At 73.7% G+C, this 15,279-nt stretch carries 16 protein-coding genes and 1 pseudogene; 8 read left to right on the plus strand and 9 right to left on the minus strand.

All coding sequences use genetic code 11. From position 1 onward, the window contains the following. Positions 1-99: 99 nt before the first annotated feature. Complete coding sequence (locus KSP35_RS21715) at positions 100-2,295, plus strand: molybdopterin-dependent oxidoreductase (protein ID WP_216997852.1); 2,196 nt, start codon at positions 100-102, stop codon at positions 2,293-2,295. A gap of 3 nt (positions 2,296-2,298) precedes the next feature. Here KSP35_RS21715 and KSP35_RS26280 read toward each other — a convergent pair. Then, positions 2,299-3,167: pseudogene (locus KSP35_RS26280) on the minus strand (siderophore-interacting protein). A 165-nt stretch (positions 3,168-3,332) separates the two neighbouring features. Between KSP35_RS26280 and KSP35_RS21735 the strand changes: the two are divergent. After that, the gene (locus tag KSP35_RS21735; protein WP_216997854.1) at positions 3,333-4,031 is read left to right on the plus strand and encodes a DsbA family protein; all 699 of its coding nucleotides are present in this window, start codon (positions 3,333-3,335) and stop codon (positions 4,029-4,031) included. A 65-nt stretch (positions 4,032-4,096) separates the two neighbouring features. Here the strand turns inward: KSP35_RS21735 and KSP35_RS21740 are convergent, their stop codons facing one another. Together KSP35_RS21740 and KSP35_RS21745 are read right to left on the minus strand one after the other, a co-directional pair. Then, positions 4,097-4,954: an SMP-30/gluconolactonase/LRE family protein gene (locus KSP35_RS21740; RefSeq protein ID WP_216997855.1), complete on the minus strand. Its 858-nt coding sequence runs from the start codon at positions 4,952-4,954 to the stop codon at positions 4,097-4,099. A 112-nt stretch (positions 4,955-5,066) separates the two neighbouring features. Further along, a complete protein-coding gene (locus tag KSP35_RS21745) occupies positions 5,067-5,675 on the minus strand; it encodes an adenylate/guanylate cyclase domain-containing protein (protein WP_216997856.1) in 609 nt (202 codons plus the stop codon). Between the two features lie 159 nt (positions 5,676-5,834). On the opposite strand from KSP35_RS21745, the gene KSP35_RS21750 reads away from it, so the two are divergent. Further along, positions 5,835-6,719 (plus strand): alpha/beta fold hydrolase, encoded by an 885-nt coding sequence (locus KSP35_RS21750; RefSeq protein WP_216997857.1) that lies wholly within the window; start codon positions 5,835-5,837, stop codon positions 6,717-6,719. A 10-nt stretch (positions 6,720-6,729) separates the two neighbouring features. Here KSP35_RS21750 and KSP35_RS21755 read toward each other — a convergent pair whose 3' ends face one another. Both KSP35_RS21755 and KSP35_RS21760 read right to left on the minus strand, forming a co-directional pair. Next, complete coding sequence (locus tag KSP35_RS21755) at positions 6,730-7,179, minus strand: nuclear transport factor 2 family protein (protein WP_216997858.1); 450 nt, start codon at positions 7,177-7,179, stop codon at positions 6,730-6,732. 82 nt (positions 7,180-7,261) lie between these two features. Beyond that, on the minus strand, positions 7,262-7,546 hold the full coding sequence (locus KSP35_RS21760; protein ID WP_216997859.1) for a pyrimidine/purine nucleoside phosphorylase: 285 nt from the start codon (positions 7,544-7,546) through the stop codon (positions 7,262-7,264). Positions 7,547-8,032: 486 nt separating this feature from the next. Here KSP35_RS21760 and KSP35_RS21765 point away from each other — a divergent pair, with 486 nt between their 5' ends. Then, entirely contained in the window at positions 8,033-8,179 is a 147-nt protein-coding gene (locus tag KSP35_RS21765; RefSeq protein WP_216997860.1) for a hypothetical protein, read from the plus strand. 23 nt (positions 8,180-8,202) lie between these two features. Here KSP35_RS21765 and KSP35_RS21770 read toward each other — a convergent pair whose 3' ends face one another. Further along, on the minus strand, positions 8,203-9,234 hold the full coding sequence (locus KSP35_RS21770; RefSeq protein ID WP_216997861.1) for a pyridoxamine 5'-phosphate oxidase family protein: 1,032 nt from the start codon (positions 9,232-9,234) through the stop codon (positions 8,203-8,205). Between the two features lie 274 nt (positions 9,235-9,508). Here KSP35_RS21770 and add point away from each other — a divergent pair, with 274 nt between their 5' ends. After that, entirely contained in the window at positions 9,509-10,489 is a 981-nt protein-coding gene (add, locus tag KSP35_RS21775) for an adenosine deaminase (RefSeq protein ID WP_216997862.1), read from the plus strand. 16 nt (positions 10,490-10,505) lie between these two features. Here the strand turns inward: add and KSP35_RS21780 are convergent, their stop codons facing one another. Further along, complete coding sequence (locus tag KSP35_RS21780) at positions 10,506-11,075, minus strand: helix-turn-helix transcriptional regulator (RefSeq protein WP_216997863.1); 570 nt, start codon at positions 11,073-11,075, stop codon at positions 10,506-10,508. A gap of 87 nt (positions 11,076-11,162) precedes the next feature. On the opposite strand from KSP35_RS21780, the gene KSP35_RS21785 reads away from it, so the two are divergent. The 3 genes from KSP35_RS21785 (at position 11,163) to KSP35_RS21795 (ending at position 13,110) form a co-directional block, all read left to right on the plus strand. Then, on the plus strand, positions 11,163-11,651 hold the full coding sequence (locus KSP35_RS21785; protein ID WP_216997864.1) for an SRPBCC family protein: 489 nt from the start codon (positions 11,163-11,165) through the stop codon (positions 11,649-11,651). An 89-nt stretch (positions 11,652-11,740) separates the two neighbouring features. Beyond that, positions 11,741-12,535 (plus strand): PAS domain-containing protein, encoded by a 795-nt coding sequence (locus KSP35_RS21790; RefSeq protein WP_216997865.1) that lies wholly within the window; start codon positions 11,741-11,743, stop codon positions 12,533-12,535. Positions 12,536-12,546: 11 nt separating this feature from the next. After that, positions 12,547-13,110, plus strand: a complete 564-nt coding sequence (locus KSP35_RS21795; protein WP_216997866.1) for a GGDEF domain-containing protein — start codon at positions 12,547-12,549, stop codon at positions 13,108-13,110. Positions 13,111-13,161: 51 nt separating this feature from the next. On the opposite strand, the gene KSP35_RS21800 is transcribed toward KSP35_RS21795, so the two are convergent. Together KSP35_RS21800 and KSP35_RS21805 are read right to left on the minus strand one after the other, a co-directional pair. Then, positions 13,162-13,806 (minus strand): DUF998 domain-containing protein, encoded by a 645-nt coding sequence (locus KSP35_RS21800; RefSeq protein WP_216997867.1) that lies wholly within the window; start codon positions 13,804-13,806, stop codon positions 13,162-13,164. A gap of 62 nt (positions 13,807-13,868) precedes the next feature. Further along, positions 13,869-15,185 (minus strand): acyl-CoA dehydrogenase family protein, encoded by a 1,317-nt coding sequence (locus tag KSP35_RS21805; RefSeq protein WP_217002309.1) that lies wholly within the window; start codon positions 15,183-15,185, stop codon positions 13,869-13,871. Between the last annotated feature and the right edge of the window lie 94 nt (positions 15,186-15,279).

Here is a 15,279-nt window from a genome sequence, read left to right on the forward strand (position 1 = left end):
GACCAACTGCGACAAGTTCGTGGTGGTCGGTCGTGGTCGGTCGTGGTCGGTCGTGGTCGGGCGAGCGGGCCGGCGGGGTGGGGCCTACGTTGGGCCGCGATGGGCACCCACCACCGGACCTGTCCGCTGTGCGAGGCCATGTGCGGGCTGGAGATCGAGACCGAGGGCCTGCAGGTGACGCGGGTGCGCGGCGACCGGGCCGACGTGTGGAGCAAGGGCTTCCTGTGCCCGAAGGGGGCGTCGATCGGCCAGCTGCACCACGACCCCGACCGGCTGCGCGAACCGATGGTGCGCGACGGCGACGGGTGGCGGGAGGTGACCTGGGACGAGGCCTTCGCCCGCTGCGAGGAGCTGCTGCGCCCGGTGGTGGCCGAGCACGGCATCGGTGCGGTCACCGCCTACCTGGGCAACCCGAACGTGCACAACTACTCCCTCAGCCGGTTCTCCGGCGCGGTCCCCGGCTTCGGCGGGATCCCGGTCCTGTGGTCGGCGGGCACGGTCGACCAGTGGCCGAAGAACCTGGTGTGCGCCCAGCTGTTCGGCGGGGCGTGGAAGATCCCGATCGCCGACGTGGCCAACACCGACCTGCTGGTGGTGATGGGCGCCAACCCGCAGGCGTCGAACGGGTCGCTGCTCTCGTACCCGGACCTGATCGGCGAGGTCACCCGCATCCGCGAGCGGGGCGGCCGGACGATCGTGGTCGACCCCCGCCGCACCGGCACCGCCGAGAAGGCCGACGAGTGGCTGCCCATCGTGCCGGGCACCGACGCCGCCCTGCTCCTCGCCGTGGTCTCGGTGCTCGACGACGAGGGGCTGGTGCGCCTCGGCCCGGTGGCGGGCCGCGTGCTGGGGGTCGACGAGGTGCTCGCTGCGGCCCGGGACTTCCCGCCCGAGGCGGTGGCCGTCTGGTGCGGGATCGACGCCGAGCGCATCCGCGGGCTCGCCCGTGAGCTGGCCGGCACCGAGCGGGCGGTGATCTACGGGCGCATCGGCCTGTGCAACCAGGAGTTCGGCACGCTCGCCACGTGGCTGGTGTCGGTGGTCAACGTGCTCACCGGGCACTTCGACGCCGAGGGCGGCGAGCGCTTCCCCCGCCCGGCCATCGCCACCATGTCCTCGACGGCCCGGCGCCGGGGCCCGATCACCACCGGGAGGTGGCGGACGCGGGTGCGCGGTGCGCCCGAGGTGATGGGCCAGGCACCGCTGTCGTGCCTGGCGGAGGAGATCGACACGCCGGGCGAGGGCCAGATCAAGGCGCTGATCACCATCGCCGGCAACCCCGCCCTGTCGGCCCCCGACGCCGGGCGGCTCGACGCCGCGCTGCCCCTGCTCGACGCCATGATCAGCATCGACAACTACCTCAACGAGACGTCGCGCCACGCCCACGTGATCCTCCCGGGCCTCTCGCCCCTGGAGCAGCCCCACTGCGACGAGGAGCTGTGGGCCTACGCCCTGCGCGGCGTGGCCCGCTGGTCGCCGGCGATCTTCGACGCCGACGACCGACCCGAGGAGTGGGAGATCGCGCTGCGGCTGGGCGCCATCCTCGGGGGCACGCCGGCGGCAGAGGTCGACGTCGACGCCCTCGACGACCTGTGGTTCGCCGCCCGCGCCGCTCGCCACGGCGTGGACCCTGCGAGCGTCGACCACGAAGGTCGGCGAGGCCCCGATCGCATCGCCGACCTCACGTTGCGCACCGGGCCCTGGGGCGAGGGCTACGGCGCCCGCCCCGACGGGCTCACCCTCGAGCGGCTCAAGGACCACCCCCACGGCATCGACCACGGCCCCTCGACCTCGGCCATCGACGACGTCCTGCGCACCACCTCGGGCGATATCGAGCTGGCCCACCCGGTCTTCCTCGACGACCTCGCCCGCCTGCAGCAGCGCATGGGCGAGCCCCGCCCGCCGCTGGTGCTCATCGGACGCCGCCACGTCCGGTCCAACAACTCGTGGATGCACAACCTCCCCGGCCTCATGCGGGGCCGGGATCGCTCGACGCTGCTGGTCCACCCCGACGACGCCGCCGAGCGCGGCCTCGCCAGCGGCGACGAGGCCACCGTCACCAGCGAGTCCGGGTCGGTCGTGGCGACCGTCGAGGTGAGCGACGAGCTGTGCCGCGGCGTGGTGAGCCTGCCCCACGGGTTCGGCCACCGACGACCGGGGACCCGCACCGCGGTGGCCGACGAGCGACCGGGCCCCAACACCAACGTGCTGGTGCCGGGCCACCGCGTGGACGTGCCGTCCGGCAACGCCGCGGTCAACGGCGTGCCGGTGGAGGTGGCGGCAGCGCCGGCCTGAGGATCAGTCGCGCGGGTCGTTGCGCTTCTCGACCTGGAAGCCGTCCTCGTCCTTGCCGCGGCGCCAGTAGCCCGAGACCGACAGCAGCTCTCGCGGCACCTGCCGCTCCTGGGCCAGGAACGGCTTGAGCTCGCGGACCATGCCGAGCTCGCCGTGCACGAAGCACTGCACCGGCCCCGGGGGAAGTCCAGGGCCTTCACCGCGGCGGCCAGGGCGCTCGGCGGATCGCCACCGTCGGCCGGTGCCGGGGCGTCGTCGCGGTGGACCCACCGCAGGTGGAGGTCGGCCGGGCTGGGGAGGTCGACGTGGTCGGCCCCGCCCGCCACCTCCACGAACGCGTGCACGAGCGCGCCCTCGGGCATGGCGGCGAGGGCCGCCTCGATGGCCGGGATGGCGGCCTCGTCACCGGCGACGAGGTGCCAGGCGACGGCGGGGTCCGGCCGGTACGCCCCACCCGGTCCCATGAACACCAGCTCGTCGCCCGGCTGGGCCGAAGCGGCCCAGGGCCCGGCGATGCCGTCGTCGCCGTGGACCACGAAGTCGATGGACAGCTCGCCGAGGTCGGGACGGTGGCCGCTGACGGTGTAGGTGCGGGTGACGGGACGCTGCTCCGGCGGGAGCGCCTGGGCCGCCTCGGGATCGAACGGCTGGTCGTAGGCGACGCCAGGCCGGGGCAGCCGGAGCTTCACGTACCGGTCGGTGAACCCGTTGTCGGTGAAGTCGGCGAGCCCGGGCCCACCCAGCACCACGCGCACCAGGTGCGGCGTGCGCTGCTCGGTGCGCAGCACCTGGAGGCGGATCGGCGGACGGCTCGGCAAACCGCCGCCGGGACGGCCGTTCGGGGTGGTGGGGGTGGGGGAGGGATCGGACATCGGTGCTCCTGGGGCGGGCGGGGCGATGGGTCGCCGGCGGCCAGGTTAAGAGCACCTAACAACTGTTCCACCCCTCGCGCTCGGCGGCTCGCCCCGCGCACGGTTCCACCGAGGTCCACGGCCGGGCGCGGAACAACTCGGTGGGCTCGGCGGTTGACCGCTCACGTGACCGACACCTCAGCAACCACCGTGGCCGACCTCCCGGGCGGGCCGTACGACATCGAGTTCTTCTTCGATCCGGGCTGTCCCTTCGCCTGGCAGACCTCGGTGTGGATCCGCCGGGTCGTCGAGCTCAAGGGCATCAACGTCGGCTGGCGCTTCATCTCGCTCAAGTTCATCAACGAGAAGAACGAGGACCAGCCCAGCGCCATGCTGGAGGCCCAGGAGCGCGGCCTGCGCTACCACCGCATCTGCGCCGCCGCCCGCGAGGAGCTGGGCAACGAGGCCGTCGGCGACCTCTACCGGGCGTGGGGCGAGGCCTACTGGTACACCCCGGGCGAGGGCGACATCCTCTCCCGCCTCGGGGCCGCGGCTGCGGCGGCCGACCCCGAGTCGATCGTGAAGTCGCTCGGCCTCCCCGAGAGCCTGCTCGCCGCGGCCGACGACGACTCCTGGGACGCCACCATCCGCGCCGAGAGCGACGAGGCCTTCCGCCGCACCGGTCCCGACGTCGGCACCCCGATCATCACCTACGACCCGCCCACGGGGAACTCCCTCTTCGGCCCGGTCATCAGCGACATCCCCGACGACGAGACCGCGGTGGCGTTCTACGACGCCCTGCGCACCTTCGCGGACTTCCCCGGCTTCTCCGAGCTCAAGCGCACCAACCGCGCCAACCTCGACCTGCCGCTCTTCGCGCAGTAGCAGCTGGCCCGCTCGCCCCGCACCGGCCTCCGGCGGAGGCTCGTCGAGCCGCTGGCGCGGGGGGTTCAGGGGGAGGGCCAGCCGGCGGCCGCGACCTCGACGTCGGCGGCGAGGAGCCGGCCTGCCGGTGGGGAGGCGGTGAACGTCTCCGCGCCGCGCCAGGTGGTGGCGGCGGCCAGGAGGGTGCGGCGGTCGGGGCCGCCGAGCGCGCACGAGAAGCCGCCCCGGCCGAGCGGCACCACCTGGGTCACCTCGCCGCCGTCGAGGACCCGGGTGCAGCAGGCGTTGGGCACGTCGGCGTACCAGATCGCGCCCTCGGCGTCGGTGCAGATGCCGTCGGGCGTGCCCGTCCCCATCTCGGCCCACGGGCGCCGTCCGGACAGCGATCCGTCGGCCTCGATGGTGAAGGCGGTGAGCCGGTTGGCGTGGGACTCGGCGACCACGAGGGTCGAGCCGTCCGGCGTCACGGCCATGCCGTTCGGGAAGTGGACGTCGTCAGCCACCTGGCGGGCCGATCCGTCCGGGGTGACCAGCAGGACGGTCCCCGTGGTGGGCGCCTCGCCGGCCAGCATGTCGTAGCCGATGGCGTTCAGGTAGGCGTTGCCCCGGCCGTCGACCACCAGCTCGTTGCACCCGCCCGGGGCCAGTGCGGCGAGGTCGGCATGGGTGGCGAGCCTGCCGTCGGCCTCCACCCGCACCAGCCGCGGCTCGCCACGGGGCACCACCAGCAGGCGCCCGTCGGGCAGCCAGTCGACCGTCCACGGCACCACGTCACCGAGGTCCGGGACGACCTCGACCGTGCCGTCGAGGTCGACGGCGAGCAGCGTTCCCGCCCCCCAGTCGCACAGCCACGCCCGGCCGTCGTGCCAGCGCACCGATTCGCCCATCACGATGCCCTCGGCCACCACGCGAACCTCAGCCATGGTGCGCTCCTCCTCGTCGATCGATCCGTCGAGCAGCCTGCCCGACCGCGGACCAGACGCCCCGCCCGCCCCGGACTGATCGGTCCGGCGCCAGATCGAGGCCGTCCTCGGCCTAGCTGCTGCCGGCGCAGGCGAGGGAGCAGTAGCGCTCGCCGTCGTCGCCGAGGACCATGTGGTCCGCCGCCAGGGTGAGGCCGCACACCGGGTCGAGGTGCTGGTGGGGACCGGTGGGGTGGGGCGCCAGCGCGCAGACGGCGAGGCTGCCGTCGATCCCGCGCACCTCGACGTCCGGCAGCGCGGTGGCCTGCAGCCACACGGGCACGGTGGCGGCGACCACCTCGGTGGCCAGGATCTCGTGGGGCCGGGCGAGATCGCAGAGTCGGGCGGCCACGTTGACCGGGCGGCCGATGTAGTCGTCGCCCTCGAACATGATGACCGGGCCGTTGTCCATGCCGGCCCGCACGGCGAGCGACGGGATGGTGGTGCTCATCCGGTGGTCGACCTCCACCACCAGCGCCGCCACGGCGTCGGGCATGGTCGAGCTGAGCATGGCGCCGTCGCCGAGCCACTTGACCACCCGCACGCCCCGGCGGGCGGCGACCTCCCGCAGCGCGGTGCGCAGCTCGGCCAGCACCAGCACGGCGCGCTCGTCGCCGTGGTGCTCGGTGAACGACGTGAAGCCGCAGAGGTCGATGAAGGCGAAGGCCCGATCCACTCGCACGACCCGGAGCGTACGACCCCAGACGCGTCGACCGGGCGGGCGATACGGTCACGCTCGCCGAGCTGACCCGGAGGTCCCGCCATCCACTACGACCACGCCCGTCGTCCGGCCCAGCCTCCGGCTCCGGCCGCCGACGCGTTCACGATCCACCGCGCCGAGGTGGCGCCGGGGTTGTCGCTGGCCTACGTGCACGAGGGCGTGGGCGGCATCCCCCTGCTGCTGGTGCACGGCTACCCGGAGACCAAGCGCATCTGGTGGCGCAACATCGGCCCGCTGGCCGCCGCGGGGTTCGAGGTCATCGCCGTCGACCTGCGCGGCGCCGGCGACAGCGACCTCTCCGCGGATGACGCCTACGACATCGCCCTCTACGCCAAGGACCTGTACGCGCTCGTCCACGACGTCCTGGGCCACGAGCGCTGCACCATCGCCGCCAGCGACGTCGGCGGCGTGGTGGCCACCGACCTGGTCCACCGCTACGACGGCTTCGTCGAGCGGCTCTGCACCTTCAACACCGTGCCGCCGATGGCCACCGAGGCCTACGCCGCCGCCGGGCTCGACTTCGCCACGTTCGGGGGCCTGGCCGCCAGCTCCACCGGCGACTACCGCGAGCTGCAGGGCGCCCGCCCGGACGAGCTGGCCGCCATGCTCACCACCGACGCCGCCCGCCGGCAGTGGGTGGCCGGCATGTACACCAGCCGCTTGTGGGGCTCGCCCGGCGGGTTCACGCGAGCCGAGGTCGACTTCATGACCGAGCCGTTCGCGGACGAGGCCCGGCTGCGCGCCGGCTGGGCGGTGTACCAGCTCGGCCACGGCCGGCCCATGAGCGAGCTGCCCCTGGTGATGGACACCGTCGACGTGCCGACGCTGCTGCTCTACGGCCCGGACGACCACGTGGTGCCGGCCGACTTCCTGGCCTTCGCCGAGGTGGCCTACACGCAGCGCATCGGCCCGCTGGTGGTGCCCGGCGCCGGCCACTTCCTCCAGTGGGAGCGGGCCGACGTGTTCAACCCGCTGCTGGTCGCGACCTTCGGCCCCGGGCGGTAGCGGCCCCGGATCAGCTCGGCGGCTGCATCGCCTCGAGCATGGCGCCCATCTGGCGGTGGACCAGGTTGATGGCCTGCAGCGGGCGGAGCATGACGCGGAACTCGACGATCTTGCCGTCGTCGTCGCAGGTGATGATGTCGACGCCGTTGACGTACTTGCCCTCGACGGTGGTCTCGAACTCCAGCACCGCGTGGTTCCCCGCCAGCACCTCCTTGGTGTAGCGGAAGCCGCCCGCCTGCTCGCCCTTGGATCCGATGCTGTCGAGCCCGCCGCCGGCGCTGTCGCCGGGCAGGGTCTGGCCCGCCGCCTCGAGGTAGAGCTTGGTGACGGCCCTGCCCCGCTGCGGCGTGAAGACGATCGGCGAGAAGAACACCACGTCGTCGTGCAGGAGGGCATCGAGCCCGCCGGGCAGCTGGCCCCGCAGGTGGCGGTGCCAGTCGGCGATGGTCTGCTCGATCACGGGCGCTCCTCGGGGTCGCTGCGGTGCACCGGGGACCGTACCGGCGCCCCGCCGCGGGCGCTCAGGGCGCCCGAGGGGTCGGTCAGAGGTACTCGCACAGGTAGGCGGTGGGCTCGGCCACGCGGAGGTCGAGGCCGCTGTCGCCGGGCACCTCGAACGCCGAGCCGGCGCCGAAGGCCTGCCACGCGTCGCTCCCGGGGAGCTGCACCACCAGCTCGCCCTGCACCACGGTCATGCGCTCCGGTGCGGCCGTGCCGAAGTGGTACTCACCGGCGTCCATGACCCCCACGCTCTGCCGGGCCCCGCCCCGCTCGAAGCCGATGCTCTGGACGCCGTCGTCGAAGTACGTGTTGTGCTGCAAGCCCATCGGAGGATCGTGCCAGACCGGCCCGCCCCCTCCGGAACCCGGGTCGAAGCAGACCAGTTACCCCCCCAGCCGTCATATCTGATCGGGCGTCGACTCCTGGTTGCGTTGGCAGGCGACGGGCGGAGTTGGTCCGATGGCATCCGCTCTCCAGACGGCTACAACAACTGAGGTGCTGACGATGCGCAAGCGCTCCAAGCTGGTGTGCCTGGTGGTTGCGGCCGGATGCCTGTCGGCCGGGTGTAGCGAGGCAGCCACGACGGCGCGGGTCGCCGCTCGGCAGGCTGGTGAGAGCAGCGCGGGAGCGCCAGCGCCCGTTGCCCACGACGGTTCGATACCGGTCGGCAACGCTGACGGCGACGTGCCCGGGTTCGCCCGCCCGGACGAACTGGCGGCGCAGGCGCGGTCATCACCAAGCGCCTGACCGACGAGGGGTTCCAGAGCCGGACCCGGCCACCTCGGAAGGATCAGGATGAGATCATCGCGGCCATGATGGTGACCGAGGCCGTCCCTGTCCGGGACAGCGATGGCCGGGTGGTCGGCTACCTCGGCGAGCAGTTCATCTCGCTCGGTGCCTATGCCGCCGCTCGCACCAGAGCCGAGTCGGTGATCGAGACGGCCAAGGTGACCGGCTGAGGCCACGAGGCCAGGCCCCGACGTCAGTAGAGGTTGGTGCGGTAGTCGGTCTCGATGGACTCGGCCACCACCTCTTCGGGCGGGAGGAAGGCGGCCGCGGCGGCCTCGGTGGTGGTGATGTGGTCGAGCCAGATGCGGGTGGCGCGGGGCAGGTCGCCGGGCGCCAGGTGTCGGGCCGGGTCCCAGAGGGAGGCGGCGGCGAGCACGGGCTCCACCCGGACCTCGGCGGCGTCGACGGCGATCACCAGCGCCAGCTTCGGGACCTTGCCGTTGACAGCCATGGGGGCAAGCACGTCGGCGTCGGAGCTGAGCGTGGCGGTGCCCCGCACCTCGAGCACTCGATCGTCGCCCGGCACCAGGGCGAGCAGGCCGATGGTCGGGTCGGCGAGGACGTTGCGGAACGTGTCGGTCCGCAGGTTGCCCGGGCGGTCCGGGACGGCGAGGGTGCGATCGTCGAGCGCCAGCAGGAACCCGGGCGGGTCCCCCTTGGGGCTGACGTCGGCCGCGGCGCCGCCGTCGAACGACGACAGCGCCACGAACGGGGCCCGGCCCAGCAGGTCGACCACGGCGGGCTGCGCCAGGGGCCCGGGCTCGACCGATGACGCGGCGGCGGACCCGCCAGGAGCGTCGGCCACCGCGTCGCCCCAGAGCTTGGAGCGGATGACCGACTTGGCGCAGTGCACGAACGCCTCGGCCACCTCGAGCTGCGGGACCTCGCCGTCCAGGCGGAGCGTGCCGTTCACCCGCAGGGTCTCGCCGTAGCCCGGCACGAGGGCGAGCACGCCGACCGGCGCGCCGTCGACCAGGTCCTCGGTGGCGAGGCCGGCCAGCCCGACGGTGGTGGGCCCTTCCACGGTGACGGCGCCCGGCCACCCGCCGGCCGTGCGGGTGCGGGGCGAGCCGTCGGCGGCGACGGTGCCGACGACCGCGATGGGGGAGCGGGCCATGATGGCTTCGCAGTGCCCGTCGAGGACGCCGATCACCTTGTGGTCCGAGCCGGGCGGGCGGGCGCCCAGCACGCCTTCGAGCTCGGCGACGGTCGTGATGGCGGCCATCGGTCCAGTGTGGACGCCCCTGCGCACCGGCGCCAACGACCCCGGGAGCGCTCCGCTGCACGCCGGCCGCCCCGATCGGCTAGCAAGGGGGTCAAGCACTTCCTGTCAGGAGACGGGGTCGGCCTCCGGGTCGGCCCCGTCTTCGCGTCCCAGCGGCGGTTCGGGCACCTGAACGGTCGCTGACGCAGCGGTCCGAGGGCCGGTCCGGGCGCCGTAGCGTCGGCGCCAGCGAGCCGCTCCCGTCGTCGGCTCACCGACCGGGGAGCCCCTCCGAATGCGCGACCTCCGCACCCTGCCCAAGGCCCACCTGCACCTCCACCTGGAGGCCGGCATGCGCCACGCCACCCTGGCCGACCTCGCCGCCCAGAAGGGCCTGGTGGTCCCGGAGATCGGTGCCTACGGCAGCTTCGCCGCCTTCTCCGGCACCTACGACCTCGCCACCAAGGTGCTCGAGACCCGCGCCGACTGGGCCCGCCTCGCCGACGAGGTGCTGGCCGACGCCGCCGCCGAGGGGTGCGCCTACATCGAGCCGGCGTTCTGGGCCGAGCGCTACCGCGACCGCTTCGGCTCCGACCGGGAGACCTGGACGATGGTGCTCGACCTGTTCGAGGAGGCCGCCGACCGCCACGGCGTGGGGATCGGCTGGATCGCCGCCATCGACCGGGTGCACGACGACGAGGCGGCGTCGCTGGCCATCGCCGACCTGGCCATCGAGCTCATGCCGCGCGGCGTCGTGGCGATCGGGCTGCACAACGACGAGGTCGGCCACCCGCCCACCGACTTCGTGGCCGCCTTCGCCCGAGCCCGCGCCGCCGGCCTCCGCTCGGCACCGCACGCCGGCGAGCTCGACGAGGGCCGTCACGTGCTCGACGCCGTGGAGCAGCTCGGGGCCGACCGCATCGCCCACGGCGTGCGCTCGTTCGAGGTCGAGGGCCTGGTCGAGCGCCTCGCGGCCTGGGGCACCTGCCTCGACGTGTGCCCCACCTCGAACCTGCTGCTCGGCATCGTCCCGGACCTGGCGTCGCACCCGCTGCCGGCGCTGCTCGACGCCGGGGTGCGCTGCACCCTCAACGCCGACGACCCCCTGCTGTTCGACGCCACGATCCTGGGGGAGTACGAGCTGGCGCGCGACGTGTTCGGCTTCGACGACGAGCGGCTGGCGGCCATCGCCCGCACCTCGATCGAGGCGTCGACCCTGGGTGACGACGCCATGGCCGCTGCCCTCGCCGGCATCAGCGCCTGGCTGGCCGCCTGAGCCCTTGTCGCCGCCCTCAGGGGGCTCGGAGGTGGGCGCGCTCGCCGTGGTGGTCGAAGATCGACAGGACCTCGACCGGGCCGCCGTGGCCCCCGATGGCGTGGGGGACCATGGTGTCGAACTCGGCGGCCTGGCCCGCCTCCACCAGGACCTCGCGCTCGCCGAGGCGGAGGCGGGCGGTGCCCGAGAGGACGAAGAACCAGTCCCGCCCCGGGTGCACCTGCAGCTCCGGCGAGCGCTTGGCCAGCGGCACGCGCATCTTGGTGACCGTCCGCCCCGACGGGTCGTCGGCCCGGGTGAGGTGCCAGTAGGTGCTGCCGTGGGCGACGTCCTTGCGGGGCCGGATGACCACGTCCTCCTCGTCGCCCTCGGCCAGGAGCTCGTCGACCGTGGTCTCGAGGGCGCGAGCGAGCGCCACGAGCTGGTCGAGCGCCACCCGGCGGTGGCCGGTCTCGATGCGGCTGATGGTGGACGGCCCGATGTGGGCTCGGCGGGCGAGCTCGTCGAGCGACCAGCCCCGAGCGGCTCGCAGGCTCCGCAGCCGGCTCCGGACGGCGGCCTCGATGGGGGAGTCATCTTGCGTCATGCGCACCAGGCTATGCCGCACAGCCAACGGTCGGACGAGCGACCGCAGGGCCAGCGGCGTGCGCTCGGGAGGTGGCAGGATGCGGCCATGACCACCGAGCGCATCGAAGTCCAGCGGACGATCTCGGCCCCTGCGGCGGCCATCTTCGGCCTGCTGTGCGACCCGCAGGGCCACGTCAGCATCGACAGCTCGGGGATGCTCATCGACGCCACCGGGGACCCGGTGCAGGCGGCCGGCGACGGCTTCGTGGTCCACATGGACCGCGAAGCGCTCGACGACTACCCGATGGGTGAGTACGACGTCACCGTCACCATCAAGGACTTCGAGCAGGACCGGGAGATCTCGTGGACGATCCTCGGGCAGATCCGCCCCCAGATCGGCCACGTCTACGGCTACCGCCTCGAACCCGGCGACGACGGCGCCACCGTCGTCACGTCGTACTACGACTGGTCCGAGATCGACCCGGTGTGGCGGGAGGCGAACATCTTCCCCGTGATCTCCGAGGGCGCGCTGCGGGCCACGCTCGGGATCCTCGCCCGCACGGTCAAGCGGGCCCAGGCGGCCGCCGACAGCTGAGCGGTGGGGGCCGTCGCGCCCCGAGGGAGATCGGGGCCGACCGGCGTGGGTCCAGAGGCCACCGGTAGGGTCCGGAGCATGGGGGATCGGTGACCGGCGGGGGAGCGACCTGGGACGACGACCTGGGCCTGGCCGCTGCGCTGTCGGACGGCGTCGTCGTGCTCGGTCCCGGCGGGCCGATCGTGTGGGCCAACCAGGCGTTCTGCGACCTGATGGGCCGCACCCGAGCCGAGCTGCTCGGCAGCGACGGGCTGGGCTACCTCCACCCCGACGAGCTGGCCCGGGCCATCGACGGCATCGACTACGCCAACCGGTTCCCCGGCCGCACGTCGGTGGCGCCCTACCGGGTCCTGCGGGGCGACGGCACGTGGGCCCACATCGAGCTCAAGAGCGCCATCGTGGCGCGGGCCGACGGCGACCACCTGGTCCTCGTGGTCCGCGACGGCCGTCCCCGCAGCGACGTGAACCGGGCCCTCCAGTCGGTGGCGGGCGGGGAGCCGCTCGCCGTGACGGTGCGCCTCGTGGCCGAGGCCATCCGCAACCGCTGGCCGGGCACCGCGGCAGCCATCTCCATCGGGGTGCGCGGCGGGGGGGCGCGAGGTCCTCGGCGCCGCGCTCCCGGCGATGCTGGTCGACCACGCCGCCGGCCGCTTGGACCACCTCGGCGTGCCGCCGCCGTGGGTGCTCGCGGGAGGCGGGGTCGCGGTGGTGGACCGAACGGAGCTCCCCGACGCCCTCCGGCTGGCCGCCGAGCAGGCCGGCTACGAGGGCTTCGCGGTCGCCGCGCTCCCGGACCCGAGCGGCCAACCCGGCTGCCTCGTGGTCTGGTTCGACCACACGATCGTCGGCCGCCTCGAAGTTCCGCCACGCTGCCGCCGAGCTGACCGAGATCCTGGTGGTGGCCCTCGAGCGCCGCCACCACCACTGGCAGCTGTGGCACGTCGCCAGCCACGACCCGCTCACGGGGCTGCTCAACCGCGCCGGCTTCTTCGAGCGCTTCGGCGCCGACGTCGAGGCCGCACGCTCCGGGCCCGGCGCCGACGTGGTGGCCGCCCTCTTCATCGACCTCGACGGCCTCAAGGGCGTCAACGACCGTGGTGGGCACGCGGCCGGCGACCGCCTGCTGGTCGACGTCGCCGAGCGCCTGCGCCGCATCGTGGGCCGGGCCGGCGGTGCCGCCCGCCTCGGCGGCGACGAGTTCGTGGTGTTCGCAGCCCGTCCCGCCGACCACGTCCGAGCGTGGGCCGAGGACCTGGCCCAGACCATCGTCGACGAGCTGGCTCGCCCGGCGGCCGACCTGCGGCGCGCCGCCGACCGGACCGACGTGGCGGTGGCGGCCAGCGTCGGCATCGCCGTCGACGAGGGCACCGAGCCCCCCCGTGCGGATCGTCGAGCAGGCCGACGCCGCCATGTACCGGGCCAAGTCCGCCGGCCGCTCCCGCTGGTCCTGGTGACCTGAGCAGGCCCGCCCCGCTCACCGCCCTCCTCGAAGTGGGTTGGGATCTGGTCGTCAGGACGACCGGATCCCAACCCGGTTCGCTGCGTTGGGAGAGGTCGGTTGGCCGGGGGCGACGGGGTCGTGGAGGGTGACGACGACGACCCAGAGGTGGAAGGCGAGGGCGGGGAGGATCTCGGCCAGGGGGGCGACGTGGGCCTGGGACAGCCCGATGCCGACCACCGTGGCGGCGGCCTGCAGGGCGAAGAGGCGGGTGGCGGTGCGGCGCCAGGGCCCGGTCGGCTGGGTGGCGGCGAACCGCCACAGGAACACCGGGATCGAGATCCCGAGCAGGAGCGCGGCGCTCACGTGCACCGGGTCGCTCGAGCCCTCCGGCCCGATGGGGACGATGCCGGCCACCATCTGGCCGAGCATGCCGGCGACCATCAGCACCGTGAACGCGAGGTCCACGGGGTGGCGGCGCACCACGTCGGTGCACCACGCCAGGAACAGCACGGCGGCCACCACCAGCGCCGGGCCGAACAGCCACGACGAGCGGTCGTCGCCGGCCATCCGGCTGAGCGGGAGCGCCCCGGCGAGCGGGAGCCCGCTGCGCACCACCGACGCGCCCACCCCGGCCCACAGCACGGCCACCGCCGCCACCCCGGCCCAGCGGGCGCGGGGCGGCCGCCAGGTGCGGGCGGGGAGCGCGGCGGTCACCGAGGTGTTCGGGGCCCGCCGGGCCGACGGATCAGCCGTCGAGCGCGGCGGGCCGGTGTGCGTCAGCTGGGGCCGGAGAACCGGGTGGCGAGGTCGTCGGTGCCGCCGGTGCGCACGGCCGGTTCGTGGTCGTCCTCGTAGCGGGTGAGCTCAGCGCGGCCCACGACGTGCCAGTGGACCTCGTCCGGGCCGTCGGCCAGGCGGAGGGTGCGGACGCCGGCGTACATGCCGGCGAGCGGGGTCCACTGCGAGATGCCGGTGGCGCCGTGGATCTGGATGGCCTCGTCGATGATCTCGCAGACCCGGACCGGCACCATGGCCTTGACGGCCGACACCCACACGCGGGCCTCGGCGTTGCCCAGGGTGTCCATGGCCTTGGCGGCCCGCAGCACCATGAGCCGCATGGCCTCGATCTCGATGCGGGCCTTGGCGATGACCTCGGTGTTCTTGCCGAGGCGGGCGAGCGGCTTGCCGAACGCCTCGCGGTTGAGGCCACGGCGGACCAGGAGGTCGAGCGCCTTCTCGGCCTGGCCGATGGAGCGCATGCAGTGGTGGATGCGGCCCGGGCCCAGGCGGATCTGGGAGATCTCGAAGCCCCGGCCCTCGCCCCACAGCACGTTTGCCTGCGGGACCCGGACGTCGGTGAAGCGCAGGTGCATGTGGCCGTGCGGGGCGTCGTCGTCGCCGAAGACGTGCATGGGGCCGAGGATCTCGACGCCGGGCGTGTCCATCGGCACCAGGATCTGCGACTGCTGGCGGTAGGAGTTGGCCTCCGGGCTGGTCTTGACCATGGCGATCATGACCTTGCAGCGAGGGTCGCCGGCACCGGAGATGTAGTACTTCTCGCCGTTGATCACCCACTCCTCGCCGTCGAGCACCGCGGTGGTGGAGATGTTCTTGGCGTCCGACGACGCCACGTCGGGCTCGGTCATGGCGAAGGCGGAGCGGATCTCGCCGGCCAGCAGCGGCTCGAGCCACTGCTTCTTCTGCTCGGGCGTGCCCACCCGCTCGAGCACCTCCATGTTGCCGGTGTCGGGGGCGCTGCAGTTGAGGCACTCCGACGCCAGCGGGTTCTTGCCGAGCTCGACGGCGATGTAGGCGTAGTCCAGGTTCGACAGCCCCTCGCCGGTCTCGGCGTTGGGGAGGAAGAAGTTCCACAGGCCCTTGGCCTTGGCCTTGGCCTTCACGGAGTCGAGCAGCTCGAGCTGGCCCTCGCCGTAGCCCCAGCGCTCGGCCCGGCCCTCTCCCAGGCGGAAGAACTCGGCGGTGATCGGCTCGACCTCGTCGGCGATGAACGCCTTGACGGCCTCGTAGAGCGGCAGGGCGCCCTGGGACATGGCCAGGTTGAGGGCGTCGTCGGTGGGCGAGCCGGAGTGCATGCCAGGTGCGGGCACGGGGGGTCCTTCGGAGGTCGTGGGCAGGGCGACAGCGAGGTTGTCACGTCCGGCGCCGCTGCGCAGGTCCCCGGGCCCG

This window comes from Aquihabitans sp. G128, from assembly GCF_019048865.1.
GTDB lineage: Bacteria > Actinomycetota > Acidimicrobiia > Acidimicrobiales > Iamiaceae > Aquihabitans.

Excerpts from the sequence above, each read along its gene's own strand:
- KSP35_RS21715 (WP_216997852.1), top strand. The coding sequence starts at position 100 with ATGGGCACCCACCACCGGACCTGTCCGCTGTGCGAGGCCATGTGCGGG.
- KSP35_RS21740 (WP_216997855.1), bottom strand. The coding sequence starts at position 4,954 with ATGGCTGAGGTTCGCGTGGTGGCCGAGGGCATCGTGATGGGCGAATCG.
- KSP35_RS21760 (WP_216997859.1), bottom strand. The coding sequence starts at position 7,546 with ATGGGCTTGCAGCACAACACGTACTTCGACGACGGCGTCCAGAGCATC.
- KSP35_RS21765 (WP_216997860.1), top strand. The coding sequence starts at position 8,033 with ATGATGGTGACCGAGGCCGTCCCTGTCCGGGACAGCGATGGCCGGGTG.
- KSP35_RS21770 (WP_216997861.1), bottom strand. The coding sequence starts at position 9,234 with ATGGCCGCCATCACGACCGTCGCCGAGCTCGAAGGCGTGCTGGGCGCC.
- add (WP_216997862.1), top strand. The coding sequence starts at position 9,509 with ATGCGCGACCTCCGCACCCTGCCCAAGGCCCACCTGCACCTCCACCTG.
- KSP35_RS21780 (WP_216997863.1), bottom strand. The coding sequence starts at position 11,075 with ATGACGCAAGATGACTCCCCCATCGAGGCCGCCGTCCGGAGCCGGCTG.
- KSP35_RS21785 (WP_216997864.1), top strand. The coding sequence starts at position 11,163 with ATGACCACCGAGCGCATCGAAGTCCAGCGGACGATCTCGGCCCCTGCG.
- KSP35_RS21805 (WP_217002309.1), bottom strand. The coding sequence starts at position 15,185 with ATGCACTCCGGCTCGCCCACCGACGACGCCCTCAACCTGGCCATGTCC.